General features: G+C 57.1%; 14 protein-coding genes. 4 read left to right on the forward strand and 10 right to left on the reverse strand.

Annotated features, from left to right (window positions below; translation table 11 throughout):
- Positions 1 to 282: 282 nt before the first annotated feature.
- The 6 genes from ACZ495_RS13190 to ACZ495_RS13215 form a co-directional block, all read right to left on the reverse strand.
- Positions 283 to 1,005 carry an ABC transporter ATP-binding protein gene (locus tag ACZ495_RS13190; RefSeq protein ID WP_015939123.1) on the reverse strand — a complete coding sequence of 241 codons (723 nt, stop codon included), beginning with the start codon at positions 1,003 to 1,005 and terminating at the stop codon, positions 283 to 285.
- An 8-nt stretch (positions 1,006 to 1,013) separates the two neighbouring features.
- Positions 1,014 to 1,784: an ABC transporter ATP-binding protein gene (locus tag ACZ495_RS13195; protein ID WP_041724371.1), complete on the reverse strand. Its 771-nt coding sequence runs from the start codon at positions 1,782 to 1,784 to the stop codon at positions 1,014 to 1,016.
- A 64-nt stretch (positions 1,785 to 1,848) separates the two neighbouring features.
- Positions 1,849 to 2,904 carry a branched-chain amino acid ABC transporter permease gene (locus ACZ495_RS13200; protein ID WP_041725038.1) on the reverse strand — a complete coding sequence of 352 codons (1,056 nt, stop codon included), beginning with the start codon at positions 2,902 to 2,904 and terminating at the stop codon, positions 1,849 to 1,851.
- A 120-nt stretch (positions 2,905 to 3,024) separates the two neighbouring features.
- Positions 3,025 to 3,939 carry a branched-chain amino acid ABC transporter permease gene (locus ACZ495_RS13205; protein WP_015939120.1) on the reverse strand — a complete coding sequence of 305 codons (915 nt, stop codon included), beginning with the start codon at positions 3,937 to 3,939 and terminating at the stop codon, positions 3,025 to 3,027.
- A gap of 181 nt (positions 3,940 to 4,120) precedes the next feature.
- Complete coding sequence (locus ACZ495_RS13210) at positions 4,121 to 5,290, reverse strand: ABC transporter substrate-binding protein (protein ID WP_150083061.1); 1,170 nt, start codon at positions 5,288 to 5,290, stop codon at positions 4,121 to 4,123.
- 875 nt (positions 5,291 to 6,165) lie between these two features.
- Positions 6,166 to 6,453 (reverse strand): hypothetical protein, encoded by a 288-nt coding sequence (locus ACZ495_RS13215; protein ID WP_015939118.1) that lies wholly within the window; start codon positions 6,451 to 6,453, stop codon positions 6,166 to 6,168.
- 387 nt (positions 6,454 to 6,840) lie between these two features.
- Here ACZ495_RS13215 and ACZ495_RS13220 point away from each other — a divergent pair, with 387 nt between their 5' ends.
- The gene (locus ACZ495_RS13220) at positions 6,841 to 9,168 is read left to right on the forward strand and encodes a methyl-accepting chemotaxis protein (RefSeq protein WP_464262397.1); all 2,328 of its coding nucleotides are present in this window, start codon (positions 6,841 to 6,843) and stop codon (positions 9,166 to 9,168) included.
- Positions 9,169 to 9,566: 398 nt separating this feature from the next.
- Here the strand turns inward: ACZ495_RS13220 and ACZ495_RS13225 are convergent, their stop codons facing one another.
- Positions 9,567 to 11,117, reverse strand: coding sequence for a lipopolysaccharide biosynthesis protein (locus tag ACZ495_RS13225; RefSeq protein WP_015939116.1), 1,551 nt, complete (start codon positions 11,115 to 11,117; stop codon positions 9,567 to 9,569).
- Between the two features lie 214 nt (positions 11,118 to 11,331).
- On the opposite strand from ACZ495_RS13225, the gene ilvD reads away from it, so the two are divergent.
- From ilvD to ACZ495_RS13240, 3 genes are all read left to right on the forward strand, one after another.
- Positions 11,332 to 13,014: a dihydroxy-acid dehydratase gene (gene ilvD, locus ACZ495_RS13230; RefSeq protein ID WP_015939115.1), complete on the forward strand. Its 1,683-nt coding sequence runs from the start codon at positions 11,332 to 11,334 to the stop codon at positions 13,012 to 13,014.
- A 529-nt stretch (positions 13,015 to 13,543) separates the two neighbouring features.
- Positions 13,544 to 15,022, forward strand: coding sequence for a ribosomal protection-like ABC-F family protein (abc-f, locus tag ACZ495_RS13235; RefSeq protein ID WP_464262398.1), 1,479 nt, complete (start codon positions 13,544 to 13,546; stop codon positions 15,020 to 15,022).
- A 272-nt stretch (positions 15,023 to 15,294) separates the two neighbouring features.
- Positions 15,295 to 15,825, forward strand: coding sequence for a phospholipase D family nuclease (locus tag ACZ495_RS13240; protein WP_407843966.1), 531 nt, complete (start codon positions 15,295 to 15,297; stop codon positions 15,823 to 15,825).
- A gap of 164 nt (positions 15,826 to 15,989) precedes the next feature.
- On the opposite strand, the gene ACZ495_RS13245 is transcribed toward ACZ495_RS13240, so the two are convergent.
- The 3 genes from ACZ495_RS13245 to ACZ495_RS13255 are packed head-to-tail and all read right to left on the reverse strand — an operon-like array spanning position 15,990 to position 18,681.
- Complete coding sequence (locus ACZ495_RS13245) at positions 15,990 to 16,529, reverse strand: HdeA/HdeB family chaperone (RefSeq protein WP_015939112.1); 540 nt, start codon at positions 16,527 to 16,529, stop codon at positions 15,990 to 15,992.
- Complete coding sequence (locus ACZ495_RS13250) at positions 16,526 to 17,272, reverse strand: ABC transporter ATP-binding protein (protein WP_015939111.1); 747 nt, start codon at positions 17,270 to 17,272, stop codon at positions 16,526 to 16,528. The genes ACZ495_RS13245 and ACZ495_RS13250 overlap by 4 nt, the downstream gene beginning before the upstream one ends.
- A gap of 20 nt (positions 17,273 to 17,292) precedes the next feature.
- Positions 17,293 to 18,681, reverse strand: coding sequence for an ABC transporter permease (locus tag ACZ495_RS13255; protein ID WP_072311099.1), 1,389 nt, complete (start codon positions 18,679 to 18,681; stop codon positions 17,293 to 17,295).

An 18,681-nucleotide genomic window follows, 5' to 3' on the forward strand; every position in this document is an offset into this window, starting at 1 on the left:
CCCGGACTTTTACAGGCCGGAACCACACGGGGCGTCATGCCGCCGCCCGGCACATATGGGCACAGGCCCCGCAAGGCATGGCCCCTGCCCACACCCCGGTCGGGGGCGGAAAAAGCATGATCTCCCGGTGTGACGACAGGCCATGCCGGAGAATCATGCTTTTTATGGAATCTGCGCAGGTGCGCTGTAACGGTTCTTTTGCTTTTCCGGCAGTTCCGGTTTTGGTCGCCCGCTGATGTGCCTCAACAAGGCGGAGGCGCCTTTACCGTTGGTGCGAAACAGCTATGCGCCCAGGTAGGCGGCCTTTATTTCCGGCGTATCCGCCAGTTCCGCGGCGGTTCCCTGGGCCACAATGCCCCCGGTATCCAGTACATAGCCACGGTCAGCCACCTGCAGGGCCAGGCGGGCGTTCTGCTCTACCACAATGACGGTGAGTCCTTCGCTGTTGAGCTTTTTGAAGGTGCGGAACATGTCGTACATGAGCAGGGGCGAAAGCCCCATGGACGGCTCGTCCAGCAGGATGACGGAGCAGCTTGTCATCAGCGCCCGGCCCACGGCCAGCATCTGCTGCTCGCCGCCGGAAAGCGTGTCGCTGCGCTGGTGTATGCGCTCTTTAAGACGGGGAAAAAGATCAAAAACCCTGTCCATGTCTTTTTCTACGCCGCCGTCCTTGCGGGTCCAGGTGGCAAGTTTGAGGTTTTCACGCACGGTGAGGTTACCGAAAATATGCCTGCCCTCGGGTACAAGGTCCATTTTGAGGCGCGCCACCACGTTGTGCGGCTCAGTTTTGAGTATGGACTCTCCCTTGAAGCGGATGTCGCCGCTGAACACCGAGGGGGATTCCGGCGGGGGCAGACGCATGACCGCCTTGAGCGTGGTGGATTTTCCCGCCCCGTTGGCCCCGATGAGGGTGACTATTTCGCCCTCGTTCACATGAAAGGAGATACCGTGCAAGGCTTCTATCTTGCCGTAGCCCGCATAGAGATTTTCCACTTCAAGCAGCATGATGCCCCCTACACGTTCTCGTCGCCCAGATAGGCCTTGATGACATCGGGATTGTTCTGGATTTCCTGCGGCGTGCCGCTGGCGATGGTCTGGCCGAATTCCACCACGGTAATATGCCGGCAAAGCGACATGACCACCTTCATCTGGTGCTCGATCATCCATATGGCGATTTTGAACTGGTCGTAAATCCAGCCGATATGCTTGATCAGGCCGTCCACATCAGACGAGTTGAGCCCTGCCGCCGGCTCGTCCAGCAAGAGCAGCTTGGGATCGGTGGAAAGGGCGCGGGCCAGTTCCACACGGCGTTGCAGGCCGTAGGGAAGGTTTTTGGGCAGTTCCTCTGCCACATGCCCCAGCTCCATAATTTCCAGAATTTCCGCTGCCTTTTTCTTGATGCGCTTTTCTTCGCGCCCGTAGCGGCCCGTGTTGAACCATGCGTCCAGCAGGCCGTAGCCCAGGCGGCTGTATTGCGACACGCAGATATTGTCCAGCACCGTCATGCCGGGCCACAGGCGGATGTTCTGAAAGGTGCGCGCCATGCCCAGCGTGGTCACTTCATGGGGCGCAAGCTTGGGCCGGTACTTGTGGCCGTCAAAGGTGATTTCGCCCTCGGTAGCGTGGTAAAAATGTGAAGCCAGGTTGAATACCGTGGTTTTTCCCGCGCCGTTGGGACCGATAAGCCCCGTGAGGCTGTGGTCCTCGATCTGTATGTTGAAGCATGACAGCGCGATAAGACCGCCGAAGCGCTGTGTTACGTCTTTCATTTCAAGCAGTGCCAAGGTTCGCCCCCAGTACGTTGTCAGTCATTGAATACCTGGCCGCACAAGCGTAACGCCGCACGGCCTATTCCACGCGAGCCGGGGCAAGCAGTTTTTTCAGCCGGGGAAAGACCTGGGTAAGCTCGCGGTTGCCCAGCAGTCCTTCAGGGCGAAACTGCATGAGCAGGATAAGGATGAGGGGAATAAGCACCCATTTCCATTCCTGACTGATCATGAAGCTGTCGGGAACAAAGGGCAGATGATGCAGGAGGTCGCTCAGGGCAGGCAGGGCGAAGCGCAGTATCTCGATAAGCAGGGTAAAAAATATGGCCGCCAGCACCGAGCCGGAAAGGGAACCCATGCCGCCCAGATAAACCATAACCATTGCTTCGGTGGATTTCATGATGCCGAAGCTGTTGGCGTAGATGGAACTGAACATGTGCGCGTAAACAGCGCCGGCCATGCCCGCTATGCCTGCGGACACCATAAAGGCCACAAGTTTTACCTTTTTTGTGTTCACACTCATGATTTCTGCGGCAACCTCATTCTGGCATACGGCCGGAATCCCCTTGCCAAGTGTGCTGTTCACAAGCCGGTAAAGCATCATGATGGACGCCATCACAAGCAGTACCACCCACACCATCATCCACGGCAGATCGGCCACGCCTTCCATGGCGCGCACCACGCCGCGCATGCCGGAAAGGCCGCGCGGCCCGCCGACCACATCAATATTGATGATAAGGGCGATGATAATATAGTTGGCCGCGATGGTAATGATGGCAAGGTAGTCGTCACGCGTCTTGAACGAAGGCAGGGCTACCAGCAGGCCGAATATGGCCGCCACGCCGCCCGCCACAAGAATGACCAGCGGAAAAAGCAGGGGGGCCAGTTCCGGCGGCAGCAGGGGCGCGCCCACAAGCTTGTTGCTGGTGAACAGGATGATGGAGATAAGCCCCCCCACATAGGCTCCTACACACATGAAACCAGCATGCCCGCAAGAAAATTCGCCCATGTAGCCGTTAACCAGGTTGAGGCTGGCGGCAAAAACAATGTTGATGCCCATAAACTTGAGCACGGACAGCCAGTAACCGTCTATCCACGAAAACTGCTCCGCACAGATGAGCAGCACACCCACGACCATAAAAAGCAGACAGTCGGTTTTTTTGCAGACGACAACACGTTTGATGGCATAACCGAAGCAGAGCAGGGCGAAGATTGCGAGTATTATTTGCACAATGGTGAGCAGCATCTCTGACTCCGGCTATATTTTGGTCGTTTGGGGGGTTCCGAAAATGCCTGTGGGCCGCATCCACAGAATGAGCAGTAAAATGGTGAAAGAAAATAGATCCATATAGGTTGAAGGCAGAAATGCCACCACCATAATTTCCACAAAGGCCAGCAAAAAGCCGCCCACAAAGGCCCCGCGTATGTCGCCTATGCCGCCCACCACGGCGGCGATAAAGGCTTTCCAGCCGATCATGGCCCCCATGTATGGTTCAAGGGTGGGGTAGCACATGGCGAAAAGCATGCCGCCAAGCCCCGCTATGCCGGAGCCGAGAATAAAGGTGACCACAATGACGCTGTCCAGGGGGATGCCCATGAGCGGCAGGGCGAAACGGTCCCAGGAGACGGCACGCATGGCCATGCCCACCTTGGTGCGCGTAACGATGGTTTGCAAAACAAGAAAAACGAGAATCGCGGCCACAATAACCCAGAGCTTCAGGTTGGTGACCACGAGAGGGCCGAAGGAATAGACTGTTTTGTCTACCAGTTCTGGCAGTTTGCGTTTGGTGGCTCCAAGCAGGGCCAGGTTGCCGTTTTCAAGAATAAGGCCGCACATAAGGGCCGTAATGACCACGTACAGGCGGTGGGCACCCTTGCGGCGCAGAGGGCGGTAGGCCACGCGCTCAATGGTCACGCCCACAAAGGCGGTAAGTATCATGGTCAGGGGAATGGTCAGCCACAATACGGCCTGCTGGGGCAGGCCCATGCCGTCTGTGGAAATAAGCCAGGTGGAAACAAAAAAGGCGATGTACGCGCCTACCATAAAAATATCGCCATGCGCGAAGTTGATAAGGCGCAACACCCCGTACACCAGGGTATAGCCCAAGGCTATCAGCGCATAAAAACTGCCCCATTGCAGGGCATTAAGCATCTGCTGCAAAAAGAAATCCATAGGGCACCCGATTCGGTATGAGCGGTTGGGGCCGGGTACGGCCTTACGGATGCGCAGGGGGACAGGCCTTGGCCTGTACGCGCTTTCCGTGCCGTAGAGGCCCTCGGGCAGTGTGTGCCGCGAGCGCCCGCCCCCCGCGGGCGCTCACGGCCTGCCATCCCAGGCTTGTCAGCAGGTCTGGCTATTTGGGACAGACGGACTCCACAAAGGCGAAGCTGCCGCTGTCAGTTACCTTGACGATAACCGCGCACTTTATGGGGTCGCCGTTGTCGTCAAATTTCATGCTGCCGGTGATGCCGTCAAAGTTTTCAATGGCAGCCATGTTGTCGCGGATGATCTTGCGCTGCTTTTTGAGGTCCGGATCAACCTTGCCGGCATTTTGTATGGCCTGAAGAACGATGTTGATGGAGTCCCAGGTAAGGGCGGCCACATCGTCAGGCACATAGCCGTACTTGGCCTTGTACTTGTCGATGAATTCACGCGTTTTTCCCGTTGCGCCTTCGGCCGTATAGTGGGTGGAGAAATACTGTCCCACGCAGTCTTTGCCGCAAAGGTTGAACAACTCTGCCGAACCCCAGGCATCAGAGCCCATGAAAGGTCCCTTATAGCCAAGGTCGCGGGCCTGCGGCACGATCAGGGCCGCAAAGCTGTAATTTTCGGGCACAAAGATAAAGTCGGGCTTGGCTGCGATGATCTTGGTCAACTGGGCGGAAAAATCCTGGTCCTTGGGACCGTGGGATTCCATGGCTACTACAGAGCCTTTACCGTGTGTTTTTTCAAAAGCCTCTTTAAAATTGTCGGCAAGGCCCTTGGAGTAATCGTTGGAGACTTCAAAAAGCACGGCGGCTTTTTTGGCGTTGAACTGCTTGGTGGCAAAGTCTACAGCCACCGGCGCCTGGAAAGGATCAAGGAACGCGCCGCGGAAAACCCAGGGGCGGCCGTTGGTGGCGTCGGGATTGGTGGACCAGGGGGTGATCAGGGGGACTTCTTCATCATTGGCGACGCCCCCGGCAGGCACGGCCTGACGTGAGGACTGCGGGCCTACAATGGCGTGCACCTTGTCGCGCGCGATGAGCTTGAGGGTGACATTGACCGCGGATTCGGGCTTGGATTCGTTGTCTTCATAAATGAATTCGAGGGGGTAATATTTATCGCCCACCTTGAGTCCGCCCTTGGCGTTGATTTCTTCTTTCAGCATTTCGGCCGCAAACTTGGAGCCTTCGCCCACCTTGGGGATTTCGCCCGTAAGGGGGATGGGGAAGCCGATTTTGATGGGCTTTTCTGCCGCAAGGGCCGCCTGTCCCACAAAAAGCGACAAGGCGCAGGCGGTCACCAACTTGAACAACTTCATGAAAGCCTCCCGGTGGTTTACGTGCAGGATTGAAGGGGCTTGCCCCATGCAGGCTCCTTAAGCAAGAAAAGTTCCACAGCGGGGATCTGACTGAAATGATAGATATATTTACATCATGGTTTGTAAAAAAGCTAGCGTGGGGCAAATTGGCCTGATAAAATTCTACAGAAAGGTCGAAAGTTGACATTCAGCAGTTTTTTTTATTCCGAAATATAAGAAAGTGTTTTGATGGACAGGTCGGCCTTGTTTGTGAAATGTTGAATTAGTATCTATAACCTTATATTTTACTTTATTAATTTTTTCCGGTTGTAATTTTTGAGCGTAGGAGAAGAAAACGAAGGCGTTTTTCATTGTATGGTTATACAACCAGCTAAAATTATTAAGTGTTTACATTAATGAACCTTTGGTATGGCTGTCGTAAAAATATACAATAATGTAGAAATATGGCTAAAAAAATGTGGAGATGTTTATAAAAAAAGCAAAAAAGTAGCATAATATGCTTATATAAAAGCATATATAAGTTTCTACTAAAAAGTAGAATATATTCTACCCAGGTGAAACAGGGTGCGGCTGCACTCTTGCCTGCATGGGGGGAGAGATTTTTTGTGGGGGGATGTTTTCGTTGGGACGGCTATTTTTGTTCAAGGATCGAAACATGGTAAGGGGCTTCGGGTTGCTTGCCGTCGCTGCCACGGATTGGGCCGCGTGCCAGTGCTGCGCGGCGTCCTCGCCGCTTGCCCGGATCTGTCATGGTTGTCATGTATATTGTTGCAAACGCTATGCCGGAATGCAGGAAACGCGGGATAAAACCCGCGTTTCCCATTCCGCCGATTGCCCGGCGTGTGAAATATATGGTCGTGTGCCGCCTTGGGCGGCTATTCGCGCTTTTTGCCCTTGATGCTGCGGTACAGAAAGAATATGGCAGCAGCAGCCAGGGGAATGCCGAGATAGGTCAGCATATTCCAGCTTTCCTGTACCTCAATATCCGAAAGATCAGCGAAGATGCGTTCCAGCAGATAGAGGATGAAGAGCAGGAACAGGCCTGTGAAGAGCGGGTGGTACCAAAAAAATTTGAAGCCCCGCTTTTTGAGCATATGGTGCACCCAGGTAAAAAGCAGGGCGATGCCAAAGCCCACCAGTGCCCACGTTACATGTGTACTCATGCCACCCTCCTGTTTAAATGCCTTCACGGGCTGCCCTTGGGCCGTCTCTGCCAGCCAGCCCATATAATCATGAAACGGCGCGTAATGCCATAAAAAATCCTCATCCGGGGCGGTCGGGGCAGGCGGCTTAGAGAATTTTGGTACAGGTACTAATGTTTTTTCCGCGGGCAACGATTCTAGTCATTACCTCGTTTCATACTGTGCAGGTTTCCGGTGGATACCGGATGTGAGACCAGCGGCATGGCCTTGTGCAATGCCGTTTGCCTGATGTTCTGTATCTGAAATGGCATGAATTATATGTTTTTGCATAATAAAAATGGTTGTCAACAAGCCGGGCCTGTCATACATGGCTAAGACTTTGTTCACCTCAGCGTCAGGGGGCGCATAATGCGACAGATACGCATCAACACCATATGCACAGTTTCCATAACGGCATCCGTTTTCATCATTATCGCGGTTCTGGTCGCATATGTTTCCTTGTCTTCGTACCGTATGGTTTCGGGAGTCCAGAGCGAGGCCCTGGACCAGACGGCCCGTCTTGTGGCGCAGTCTGCCCAGAACTATATTGAGCAGTCTGTGGACGTGGCGACCATTCTTGCGGGGCAGGAGCACGTGCGGGAGGCCCTCGCGGGTTCGCCCCGGGCCGCGGAGGAAGTGCAGCAGATGTTGCACACCTATGTGAAATCTTTTCCCTCGTACTGGTCTTTTTTTGTTTTTGACGTCAAGGGGCGCATTGTGGCGGGGCTGAATGCCGCCCTGACCGACATGACCGGCGGGGACCGGTTTGACCGCGACTACAGCAAGGCCATTTTCAGCGGTAAGGATCTGGCTTTCAGCGGCAGCGTCATGGGGGCCACCACGGACCCCACTATGCTGGTATATGTGGTGACCAAGGCTGTGTACGCCCCTGACGGCAGCCTGCTCGGCGCTGTGTCCGTATGCCCGCGCTGGAGTGACTTTACCGCCAAGACCATCGATCCCATACGCCTGGGCCAGCGTGGCTACGGCTTTGCGCTGGATACCAGGGGGCGGCTGATCGCCCACGGCACCAACAAAAAGCTGCTGTTGAAAGACCTTTCGGGCGAAGATTTTATCGCCAGGGCCATGAAGGCCCAGAAGGGCGTTATCGAGTACCCGTGGGAAGGCGAAAAGAAATTCATGACGGTAGCGGCCATTCCGGCCACGGGCTGGCTTGTGTGCATGAGCGCCTATGACGCCGAACTGGCGGCTCCCGCCACGGAACAGAGCCTGGTTCTGTGCGGGGTAGGGCTGGCTGCCATCGCGTTGCTGGCCGGGTTGCTGACCTATATCAACCAGCATTTTGTGTTCAGGCCGCTGCGCGCGCTGAGCAGTTTTACCGAAAAAGTGGCTTCCGGCGACCTCAAGGCCGAAATGCAGGGCCGTTTCAGGGCCGAAATGGCTGCTTTTGCCGGTCATCTGCGTGATATGGTCGAAGAACTCAAGCAGCGTCTCGGCTTTTCTCAGGGCGTGCTGGACGGTATTCCCACTCCTTGCGGTATTGTGGGACCGGATTTCAACATGATCTGGGTCAATGACGAAATATGCCGCCTGCTCGAAAAAACCGGTCCGCGCGATTCCTGGACCGGGCAGCGTTCCGGTTTGTTTTTTTACGATGATGCCGGGCGGGAAACACTGTCAGACCGGGCCATTATGGAGCGCAAAAGTCTGTCGCTGGAGTTTGACCACACGACCCCCTCAGGCCGCAAGCTGCGCGTCGCCGTGCACACCACGCCGTTCTACAATCTTGACGGTGCGCTTCTTGGGTCCATTGCCTTCTGGAATGATCTGACCGAGATATACAATCAGAAAAGCCGCATCGAAGCGCAGAACGAGACCATAGCCAGAGCCGCTGCCGAAGCGTCGCATCTGGTGGAGGAAATGGCCGGGGCGTCGCGGCGTCTTTCAGAGCAGATCGACTATTCCAGCCAGGGCGCGCGCGAGCAGAGCACCCGCGTTTACCAGACGGCCACCGCGGTTGAAGAAATGAACGCAACCATTATGGAAGTGGCAAAAAATGCCGCAGCTACCTCGCAAAGCGCCAATACCGCCAAGCAGGAAGCGCAGAGCGGCGCACACCTGGTCACGCAGGTGACCGCTGCCGTACAGTCCATCCACGAAGAGGCTTCGCGCATGACAGGTATCATGAGTGATCTCGGCCGCCAGGCGCAGGGCATTGGAACCGTCATGGGCGTTATTTCCGACATCGCCGACCAGACAAACCTTCTGGCACTCAATGCCGCCATTGAGGCTGCCCGCGCCGGTGAAGCCGGACGCGGCTTTGCCGTGGTTGCCGACGAGGTGCGCAAGCTGGCCGAAAAAACGGCTCAGGCCACTACCGAGGTGCGCCAGGCCATCGGCGGCATCCAGCAGGGTACAACGGCGGCCGTAAGCCAGATGGAAGAAGCGGGCAGGCGCGTGGGCGAAGCCACGGACCTGGCCCATCGCTCGGGCGAAGCCATTGCCCAGGTTGTCCATATGGTGGAAAACGCCGGCGACCAGGTGCACTCCATTGCCACGGCGGCAGAGGAGCAGTCCGCCACCTCCGAGGAAATCAACCGGGCCATCAACTCTATCAGCGACATTGCCGCCGCCACAGATCAGGCCATGAGCCAGTGCACGGCTGCCATTGCGGACCTGGCCCGGCAGGCCCGTGACCTTGAAAAACTCATCGCGGGTTTGCGCTCGGGCGCGTAACCGTATTCTTTGTACTGTCCGACCAGGCCCTGCCCGGGGCCGTACAAAGACCGGCACGAACCGGGACGGGCGGGCACGGCTGAAGCCGCGCTCCACCAAGTATAACGCAAAAGGCTCCGCTGCATGCAGCGGGGCCTTTTGCCGTGTAAAACCAGAGTGCCTGTACTTTGAAATTGCCCTGAAGGCTGCGCGAGCAGGTCTTCGCTGTGCAGGTGTGAGTACCATTTATCTGCGCTGTTAAGCGCCGTAACAGGAGTGTTTTACTCTTTGAGAATATACTTTTTCAAAGTTAATCCGCTCCATTGTCCGCACAGCGGGTTTTTGAAGCGGCATTCTGCAACTGTCTGCCGCAGACTGGCCGCAGGGGCTGCCCGACAGCATGAAAAATTTCAGGATGCTCAGGCGGATTTTTGCCGGGATTTTTTAAAGCGGGCCACAAGTTCACGCAGGTCCTGCCGCGATAGCCCAAGTACTGCGGGCAGGCTCAGGCAGAGCAGCACCGTGCCCACGCTGTACAGCACACCGGATATGAAGAAGCGCGAGAACGTGTCCACATCGCCCAGGCCGGCCATGAGTGTACCTTCACGGCAAAGCCAGGCCAGCCCCAGCAGCACGGCCAGGCTCCATACCTGGTGGGCCAGGTTGCGCCAGAAACTCAGGGGCAGAAAGCGCGATGCCAGCCACAGGTAGACGTTGACGGTAATGATCTGCACCGCCACGGTTTTTATGGCCAGGCCCACTGCGCCGAGGTTCAGGCCCATATACTCCGGCGGGGCCAGCAGAAACCATGCGGCGGTGAAGCCGTAAACGCATTCAAGGGCCGCCATGTTACGCAGCACACGGGTGCGCCCGGTGGCATGAAAGACCGATCCCGCCAGCTGGCCGTAAGCCTGGTGCAGGGGATACAGGGCCATGATCTGCACGGGCAGGGTGGCGGCGGCAAACTCCGCACCGCCGAAAAAATCTACCAGCGCCGAGCCTTCCATAAGCGTAAAGCAGGAAAAATAGGCCGCAACCACATAGAGCAGGGGGGCAAAGCGCGTAAGCAGGCGTCCCATGGCCTCGCGGTCATTATGTCCCCAGGCGATGGACAGCTCGCGCATGATCAGGGGCGTCATGGCTGAAACGAACAGAAAGCAGGCCATGCTGACTTTTTGCGACAACGCAAAAAAGCCCTGCTGTACGCTGCCGTCAAACCACTGCAAAAGCCAGCGTTCGGCCGTGAGCAGCAAGAAGGAAAGCAGCGCCTGTATAAAAAGCGGGTGGCTGTAGGTAAAAAATTCGCGGCTGTACGCCTTGCCCTGCCCTGCGGGCAGGCTGAAGCGCACGGCTACTTCGCGGCTGCGCCAGTGGCGGCGCGTTACCAGCCAGTAGCCGAGGGCCATAAGGCCGAGCATGAGATACTGCTGGGCAAAAAGCGTGTGTATGTTCAGCCAGTCCTGCCAGAACATGAGGCCCAGCAGGGCCACCATAAAGAGCGAGACAACGGTGCGCACCATTTCTGACGCCACGGTGGCCCCCACGGCATCGTTCATTGAGCGCAGCACCCGGCCCCACCAGGTAAGAAAAGCCCACAGAGCCGCCAGAGGAGCCAGCCACAAAGGGACGTCAGGCATGAGCAGGTCGCCCAGAATGGGGGCCTGCAAGGCCAGGGCCGCCAGCAGAATTATGCCCATCACAAGTACAGTCACCCGGGCGTAAAAGGCCGCCAGCCCGGTTTCGTTCTGCCTGCGCGACAGGGCGTTGTAAAAGCAGGTGGAGGTCCCCATATCCAGAAAGCCGGTGAACTGCTGGAACAGGTTGGTGGCAAAGCTGTAGTTGCCGTACATCTGCGGTCCCAGGGCGCGCGGCAGTATAGCCTCCATGACCAGATAAACGGGCACGGTGGCGATATTGGCCAGAAGCTTGAAGATGTAGCGGCGCGCCAGAGTGGGAGTGGAGCTTTGCATGCACGGAAACTAGCTCACTTCCCTTCGGCTCTCAAGAGCGCATGGGCTTTCAGCGAAAAAAAACTCCCGACGTGTTGCCGCTGGGCAAGAGTTCTGCCGCCCGGCCTTGTCGGGCGTGTATTTACGCACACAGTCTTTTGCCGTACCATGAAAAAGTTGCCCGCGCCGTGCATGGCTGCGGGAAAACCCGCTATTATAACGTAAGGATGCCGCCATGGATGAGAGCCGCAGCAAAAAAATGAAGTCCGGCCTTGAAAAAGCCCCTCACCGTTCCCTGCTTTATGCACTCGGCTTGACCAGGGAAGAAATGGACCGCCCGCTGGTAGGTGTGGTCAACGCAGCCAGCGAGGTTGTGCCGGGCCATCTACATCTTAATGCTCTGGCCGACGCGGTAAAAGCCGGGGTGCGCATGGCTGGCGGCACTCCCTTGCAGTTCCCGGCCATTGCCGTTTGCGACGGCCTGGCCATGAATCATGAAGGCATGCGTTTTTCACTGCCCTCGCGCGAATTTATTGCTGATTCTGTAGAAATTATGGCGCGCGGTCACGCTTTTGACGCCCTGGTTTTCATACCCAACTGCGATAAATGCGTGCCCGGTATGCTGATGGCCATGATGCGCCTGAATATCCCTTCGGTCATGGTTTCCGGCGGTCCCATGCTGCCCGGCAATATCGGCCCGCGCGAGCGCGGCGACCTTATCACGGTCTTTGAGGCCGTGGGCAAGGTGCGCAGCGGCGTCATGAGTGAAGAAGAACTGGAATACATGGCCGAGCGCGCCTGCCCCGGCTGTGGCGCATGTGCGGGCATGTTTACCGCCAACTCCATGAATTGTCTGGCAGAAACCATAGGCGTGGCCCTGCCCGGCAACGGCACCATCCCCGCCGTAAGCGGGGCGCGCATCCGCCTGGCAAAGACGGCGGGCATGCGCGTTATGGACCTGCTCAAGCGCAATATCCGTCCGCTGGACATCGTGACCCCCAAGGCGGTAGCCAATGCCGTTGCCGTGGACATGGCCCTGGGCTGCTCCACCAACACGGTGCTGCACCTGCCCGCAGTGTTTGGCGAGGCCGGGCTTGATCTCGGTCTGGACATCTTTGACGAGGTGAGCCGCAAAAGCCCCAACCTGTGCAAGCTTTCCCCTGCGGGCCATCACTACATGGTCGACCTCGACAATGCCGGCGGCATTCCCGCTGTCATGACCGAACTGGACAAGCTGAACCTGATCAACAAGGACTGTATGACCGTTACCGGGCGTACCGTGGGCGAAAACCTGAGCGATATGAACGCCCGTGTGCTGGACGGAGACGTCATCCGTAGCGTGGACAATCCCTATTCCCGACAGGGCGGCATAGCCATACTGCGCGGCAGCCTCGCCCCCGGCGGCGCTGTGGTCAAGCAGTCCGCCGTGGCCCCGGAAATGATGTGCCGCGATGTGCGGGCGCGGGTTTTTGAATCTGAAGAAGAAGCCATGGCTGCCATTCTGGACGGCAAGATCAAGCCTGGCGATGGCGTGGTTATCCGCTACGAAGGGCCGAGAGGCGGTCCCGGCATGCGTGAAATGCTTTCGCCGACTTCGGCCATCACGGGCATGGGCCTCGGCAAAGACGTGGCCCTGCTGACCGACGGTCGTTTTTCAGGCGGAACAAACGGCGCGGCCATCGGGCATATTTCGCCCGAAGCGGCGGACGGTGGCATTATCGGCCTTGTGCAGGAGGGCGATATGATCCATATCGACATTCCCGGCCGCAAGCTTGACCTGATGGTGGACGCAGCCGAACTGGAGCGCCGTCGCGCGGTCCACAAGCCGGTGGAAAAACGCAGCCCGTATTCCGTGCTGCGGCGCTATGCGCATCTGGTCAGCTCCGCAGCCAACGGCGGACGCTACAGGGATATCTAAAGCCGTTTGTCTTACAAATGTTCTCGTGTGTTTTTATTGGGCCGCCTGCGAGGCGGCCCTTCTGCATCCCCCCAAGAATTTTTAATTACCATGTGGCGTAAGGCTCGCGATGCATACTGCGGAAGCCCTGTTGATCTAAAAATGATATTTGTAATAACTTTGAAATATGCATTTCACAGTTAAAATGCCCACTCGTGGGCGAGTCTCAGGGGCGGCTTGACGCGAACGGTGAATGACACTACATAACCGACTGCTAACACTTTTTTAAAACCTCAACAGGATCAGGCCAGATGAAGAATTCCCGCTAAAACATGCTGTGATGTTTTGCCGTGCAGAGCACGGGGGATGGATGCCCCCGATGGTTCTTCGGCATGCGGGAATTTCGCTTTACCTGGGTTTGCCTCTGGCGTTCTCCATTCTTTATGGGATGTAGACGTGCATTTGGAGACTGCGGAAAGGAAATTTCCAGCAGTCTTTTTTTATGCGCACTTCGTGAATACGGAGGCCAGACGCCCAGGAGGTTTCCTGTATGGCTTTGATCAGTATTTCCAGTCTTGATTTTGCCCACCCCGGAGGATTGCAGGTTTTTGACAGCGTATCACTACAGCTTGATACGGGCTGGAAGCTTGGCCTGATCGGCAGAAACGGACGCGGTAAAACCACGTTTTTGAAGCTACTGTGTGGTGAATACCCGCATCGCGGCTCTATTCATACGCCGGTGGAGATGGATTATTTTCCTTTTGCCGTGAAAAATACGGAACAGAGCGGTCTGGATGTGGCTCGAAACATCTGTGCAGGCCTGGAGGAGTGGCGTCTGGAGCGAGAGGCCTCGTTGCTGGAGCTTTCTCTTGAAGCACTTACACGGTCGTTTCGGACGCTAAGCGGTGGTGAAGCCACCAAGCTTCTGCTGGCGTCGCTGTTTTTGCGAGGAAATAATTTTCTGCTTATTGACGAGCCCACCAGTCATCTGGATATCAAGGCGCGCCGGATAGTTGGAACGTACTTGCAGGCCAAGAAAGGCTTTATCCTGGTTTCGCACGACCGGGTTCTTCTGGACGGCTGCATTGACCATGTATTGTCCATTAACCGTGCAGGAATAGAGCTACAGCGCGGCAACTTCAGTTCGTGGCAGACTGATCGCGAACGGCGGGATCAACAGGAACTGGCGAACAACAGCAGGCTCAAAAAAGAGATAGCACGGCTGGAGGAAAGTGCCAGGCGCAGTGCCGACTGGTCGCGAGCGGCCGAAAAAGGCAAATTCGGCAATGGGCCGGTGGACCGTGGGTTTATTGGACACAAAGCGGCCAAGATGATGCAGCGGGCCAAAACCGTGGAATCCCGGCGCAGTAAGGCTGCGGATGAAAAAAAACAGCTTTTGCGTAACCTGGAGAATGATGCTCCACTGTCCATGCGGCTCCAGACGTTTCACAGCAGGCGCCTTGCAGAGTGCCGGAGCCTGTCTTTCAGCTATGGCGATGTGCCTGTGCTGCGGAAGATTTCGTTTAGCATCATGAGCGGAGAGCGTTTGGCGCTGTCCGGTAGGAACGGCAGTGGAAAATCCACGTTGCTGAAGCTTTTGGCCCGGAAATTGACGGAATTTCAGGGAACCATGTATCTTCCCGGCGGTTTGCGCATCTCCTACGTCCCGCAGGATGCCTCCTTTCTGGCCGGGAGCCTGAAAGACTTCACCCGTAAACGGGGTATTGATGAAAGCCTGTTCCGGGCGGTGCTGCACCGCTTCGGTTTTGAACGAAGCCAGTTTAGTACAGATATGAGCGGGTTCAGCGCCGGTCAGAAAAAGAAAGCGCTTCTTGCAGCAAGTCTTTGCGAAGAGGCACATTTGTATCTTTGGGATGAGCCGCTGAACTATATCGATGTGATTTCACGGGTGCAGATAGAAAACCTGATCCTGGAATATCAGCCGAGCATGGTACTGGTTGAACATGATCAGATGTTTCTGGAGCGTGTAGCCACGGAGACGCTGCACCTCTCGCCTGTTGACGGATAGTGCATTCCCGTGCCGCGCTGCCGTAGCGACTTGCCCAGCGCCGCAGCCAGATTCCGTTTTGGCGGGCTGGCAGCATGGGCCTGCATCTCGTATGCCGGTTTGAAAGGCCACCGATTTTGTTCTACCTCATTACAGGGAAGGCAAGAGAAGCATGCGTCAAAGCGGTCTTGTCTGCCGGGTCTACTGGACGGCATATACGGTTGCCTGGCGTCCTCTGCTCCTCTGGCCGCTGGTGTTGAAAAACTGTTTGGATATTTGTTTCAGGAGGTCTCATGAAGTTAAAAACATCAATCCTGCCGCTGCTTGCCCTTGTTCTGGCTCTGGCGTTCTCAGCAGGTCCGGCCCGGGCCGCGCAGACAGAGGCCAAGGCGTACTTTGCCCCGAACGGAGGCATCCGGGAAGCGGTCATCGATCATATTAACAGGGCTGAAAAATCCATTCACATCCTGTCCTACTATTTTTCTGAGCCTGGCATAGCCAAGGCCCTGACCAGGGCCGCCGGACGCGGCGTAAAGGTGGAGGCTGTGCTTGACGCCAAGGGGGGCAACAAGGACAAAAATCCCTATCTGGCAGGACAGCTCAAGGATGCCGGAGCGGCCGTTTATATGGATAGTGACCACAAGACCATGCACAACAAGGTTATGATATATGACGGAAAAACAGTGCAGACAGGCAGCTACAACCTGCGCAAGGGTGTGGACAAGAAAAATGCGGAGAATGTGCTGTTCATCACCTCGGAAGACGTGGCCGCGCAGTATCTGAAAGACTTTCAGCTGCACAAGGCCCACTCGCGTCCGTACTGACAGCCCGATACATGCTGGACAGGGCTGCGCATCTTGCAACTGTGCCGGGAGCAGTACGAGGGTGCGGCATGAAGTTGCGGCGGCTCCGGCATCCGGCGGCCAGATAAAAACAGTCCGCTTTCCCGAGAGAAAGCGGACTGTCGCTGTTTCCGGTGTGCCGGAGGCTACTTGGCGCTTTTTGCCAGCACGTCCAGCATCAGGGCATCGGGCTGCTTGGCGCAGGCGTCCAGAAATGCCTTGAGGGTATCGTCATTTTCCAGAATGGAGGCCTGGGTTTTGTTTTTGCCCCTGTTGTACCCGTCCAGCCAGATGACAAAGCCGCTGCCGTTGTCAGGGTCGTCATTGTAGTCCTTGCAGGTAGTTTTATCCGCCTGCCAGGTTCCCTTGCCGGGCGTGGGCTGTGCCTTGCGGACCTTGGCCCATACGTCGGCCACCTTGTCGGTGGGTTTGGCCTGGCAATAGGTATACACTTCCGTAAGGATGGGAGCCAGAATTTCAGGGTGGGCCACGGTATCGCCCAGTCCGGCACTGGCGTAGCCATCGACCTGCAACGCCTCAAAAATGGGAGGCTGGCCGCCGTCCGTCATGGGGATGGTCACAAGCTCGGCACAAATGAAGGCATCAGGGGCGATCTTTTCGTTGTCGGCCTGGGCCGCCAGAGGCAGGCCAAGCAGCAGGCAACAGAGAACAAGAACTTTCTTCATGAAAACTCCCTTGGTGAAAGACTAGTTCTTCCATTACCTACAGGGGCGCGTCTGTCAACTGCCAATGCCGGTGTGGGGGCCTGCCCCATACTGCCTTCCAGCATGTGCACACTGCGGCCGGCCAGCGCGGCATAGTCCGGGTTATGGGTGACCATGACGATGGTCAGGCCTTCGCTGTTCAGCTCCTGCAAAAGTTGCATGATGGCATCGCCGGTAGCCATGTCCAGGCTGCCGGTAGGCTCGTCGGCAAAAAGCACACGCGGTGCGGCGGCAAGGCCGCGGGCAATGGCTACACGCTGCTGTTCGCCACCGGAAAGGGATGAGGGCAGGCTGTCTTTTTTGTGTTCCAGCCCCACCCGCTCCAGGCAGGCAGATGCCCTGCGACGCAGTTCTTCCGGTATGCCGCGAAAGGTGTTGGCCCCGGGCAGCAGCACATTTTCCATCACCGTAAGATAGGGCATAAGGTGATGCGCCTGAAAAATCATGGCAAAGGCACTGTTACGCAAATGGTCACGCTGTTTTTCGCGCATGGCGCGCAAATCGGCCCCCTCAAAAAGCACCTGTCCGCTGTCAGGCTCTGTCAGGGTGGAAAGCACGTTGAGCAGGGTGGATTTACCCGAACCTGAACGGCCTGTGACTGCTACAAATTCTCCCTGCTCAATGTGCAGGTTCACGCCGCGCAGCACCGGGGCAGACACGCCGCCTGCGCTATATGATTTGACTATGTCAATTGCTTCAAGCATGTACTCATCCTCTTGTGCGGCTACAGCGAAGTAAGCGCTGCCGCCGGATTGGCGCGGGCGGCCTTGCAGGCGGGAAAGGCGGCGGCAAGCACCGCCAGGCTTCCGGCAAGCAGGCCGTAGCCGAACATGGCGGTCAGGGAAAAGGCCGGATAGGCGGCGGCTTCAATCTGCATGGCGGCCAGAACCTTGCCCCCTGCCAGATATCCGGCTGTATAGCCGAAGGCGCCTGCCAGAAAACCGATGACGAGGGCTTCAGCCGCGAAAATAAAAAAGACCGCCTGGCGAGAAAAACCCACAGCGCGGAGCAGGCCGATTTCTTTGCGCCGCTCGTTGACGGAAACAAGCATGGACATGACCACCATCACACAGGCGGAAAAAAGAATGACCACTGTGACCACAAGGGCCATGTTCTGGGCAAAGGATATGGAATACATGCGCTGCGCCACCACCTGCCGCAGAGCGCGGATGTCCTGCCCCGGCAGGGCGGCTTCCAGTTCGCTCACGATGTCTTCAATGGGGCAACCGGAGCAGAGCGCGGCCACCTCGATAAAGCTGGCGGCATCGGGCGCATTGAAAAGCTGCTGTGCCATGCCGATGGGCGCAAAAAGCACGCTGTCATCATCGCTGCCTGTGGGCTGAAGCACCCCCTCAACCAGAAAAGGCTCGCCGCTGAGCAGAACGGTCTGCCCCGGGGCAAGGTTCAGGCGCCGTGCAAGAGACGCCCCGGCCAGCAAGCGGTGTTCAGCAGAAAATGTTCCGCCTGCTCCTGCGGGAGGCTGGCTGTCTGCGGCGTGTTCTTCGTGGCTGGACATGCCATGCCCTTCAGGCGGGGTGCCCGCCATTGCGGTCATGACGCCCGCAGGCTTTGCGTCGGCGCCCGTTGTGGCTGTGTGGCGGGCGTGTTCTTGCTCCATGCGGCGCATGAGCGGATCCGGGGCATGCATGTTCCCGATACCGGGGATGGCCCCCTGTACGCGCCAGAACTGCTTGAGATCAAGCTCGCTGGAAAAGTCCACGCCCACAAGCGGTACAAGGGCGGCGGGGGCATCGGCCCGTGCGGCAAACGAGGTCAGCCCGGCGAGCTTTGGGGCCACAACGGATATCCTGTCCTTGAGAGGGATGTCCGCGATGGCGCGCAGTGTTCCGGCCAGGGGGATGTGTCCGCTGTCTACCAGCGCGTTGCCCAGCGGGATGCCGCCATAGGATATCTGCAGGCTTTCACGCTTGGGCGTGATGGCGATATTGGCCCCGTAGGCGCTGAGCTTTTTTTCAAAGCCTTCGGCTACGGAAGAAGAAACATTGTTGAGTGCCGTAATGGCAGCCACGCCAAGAAGAAAAACCGAGAGCAGGGCGGCGGAGCGCCCCCATTTCTGCCGCAGGCAGCGCAGGGGGATGGTGACGATGTTCAT

The organism is Desulfovibrio sp. GTC20076 (assembly GCF_055385905.1).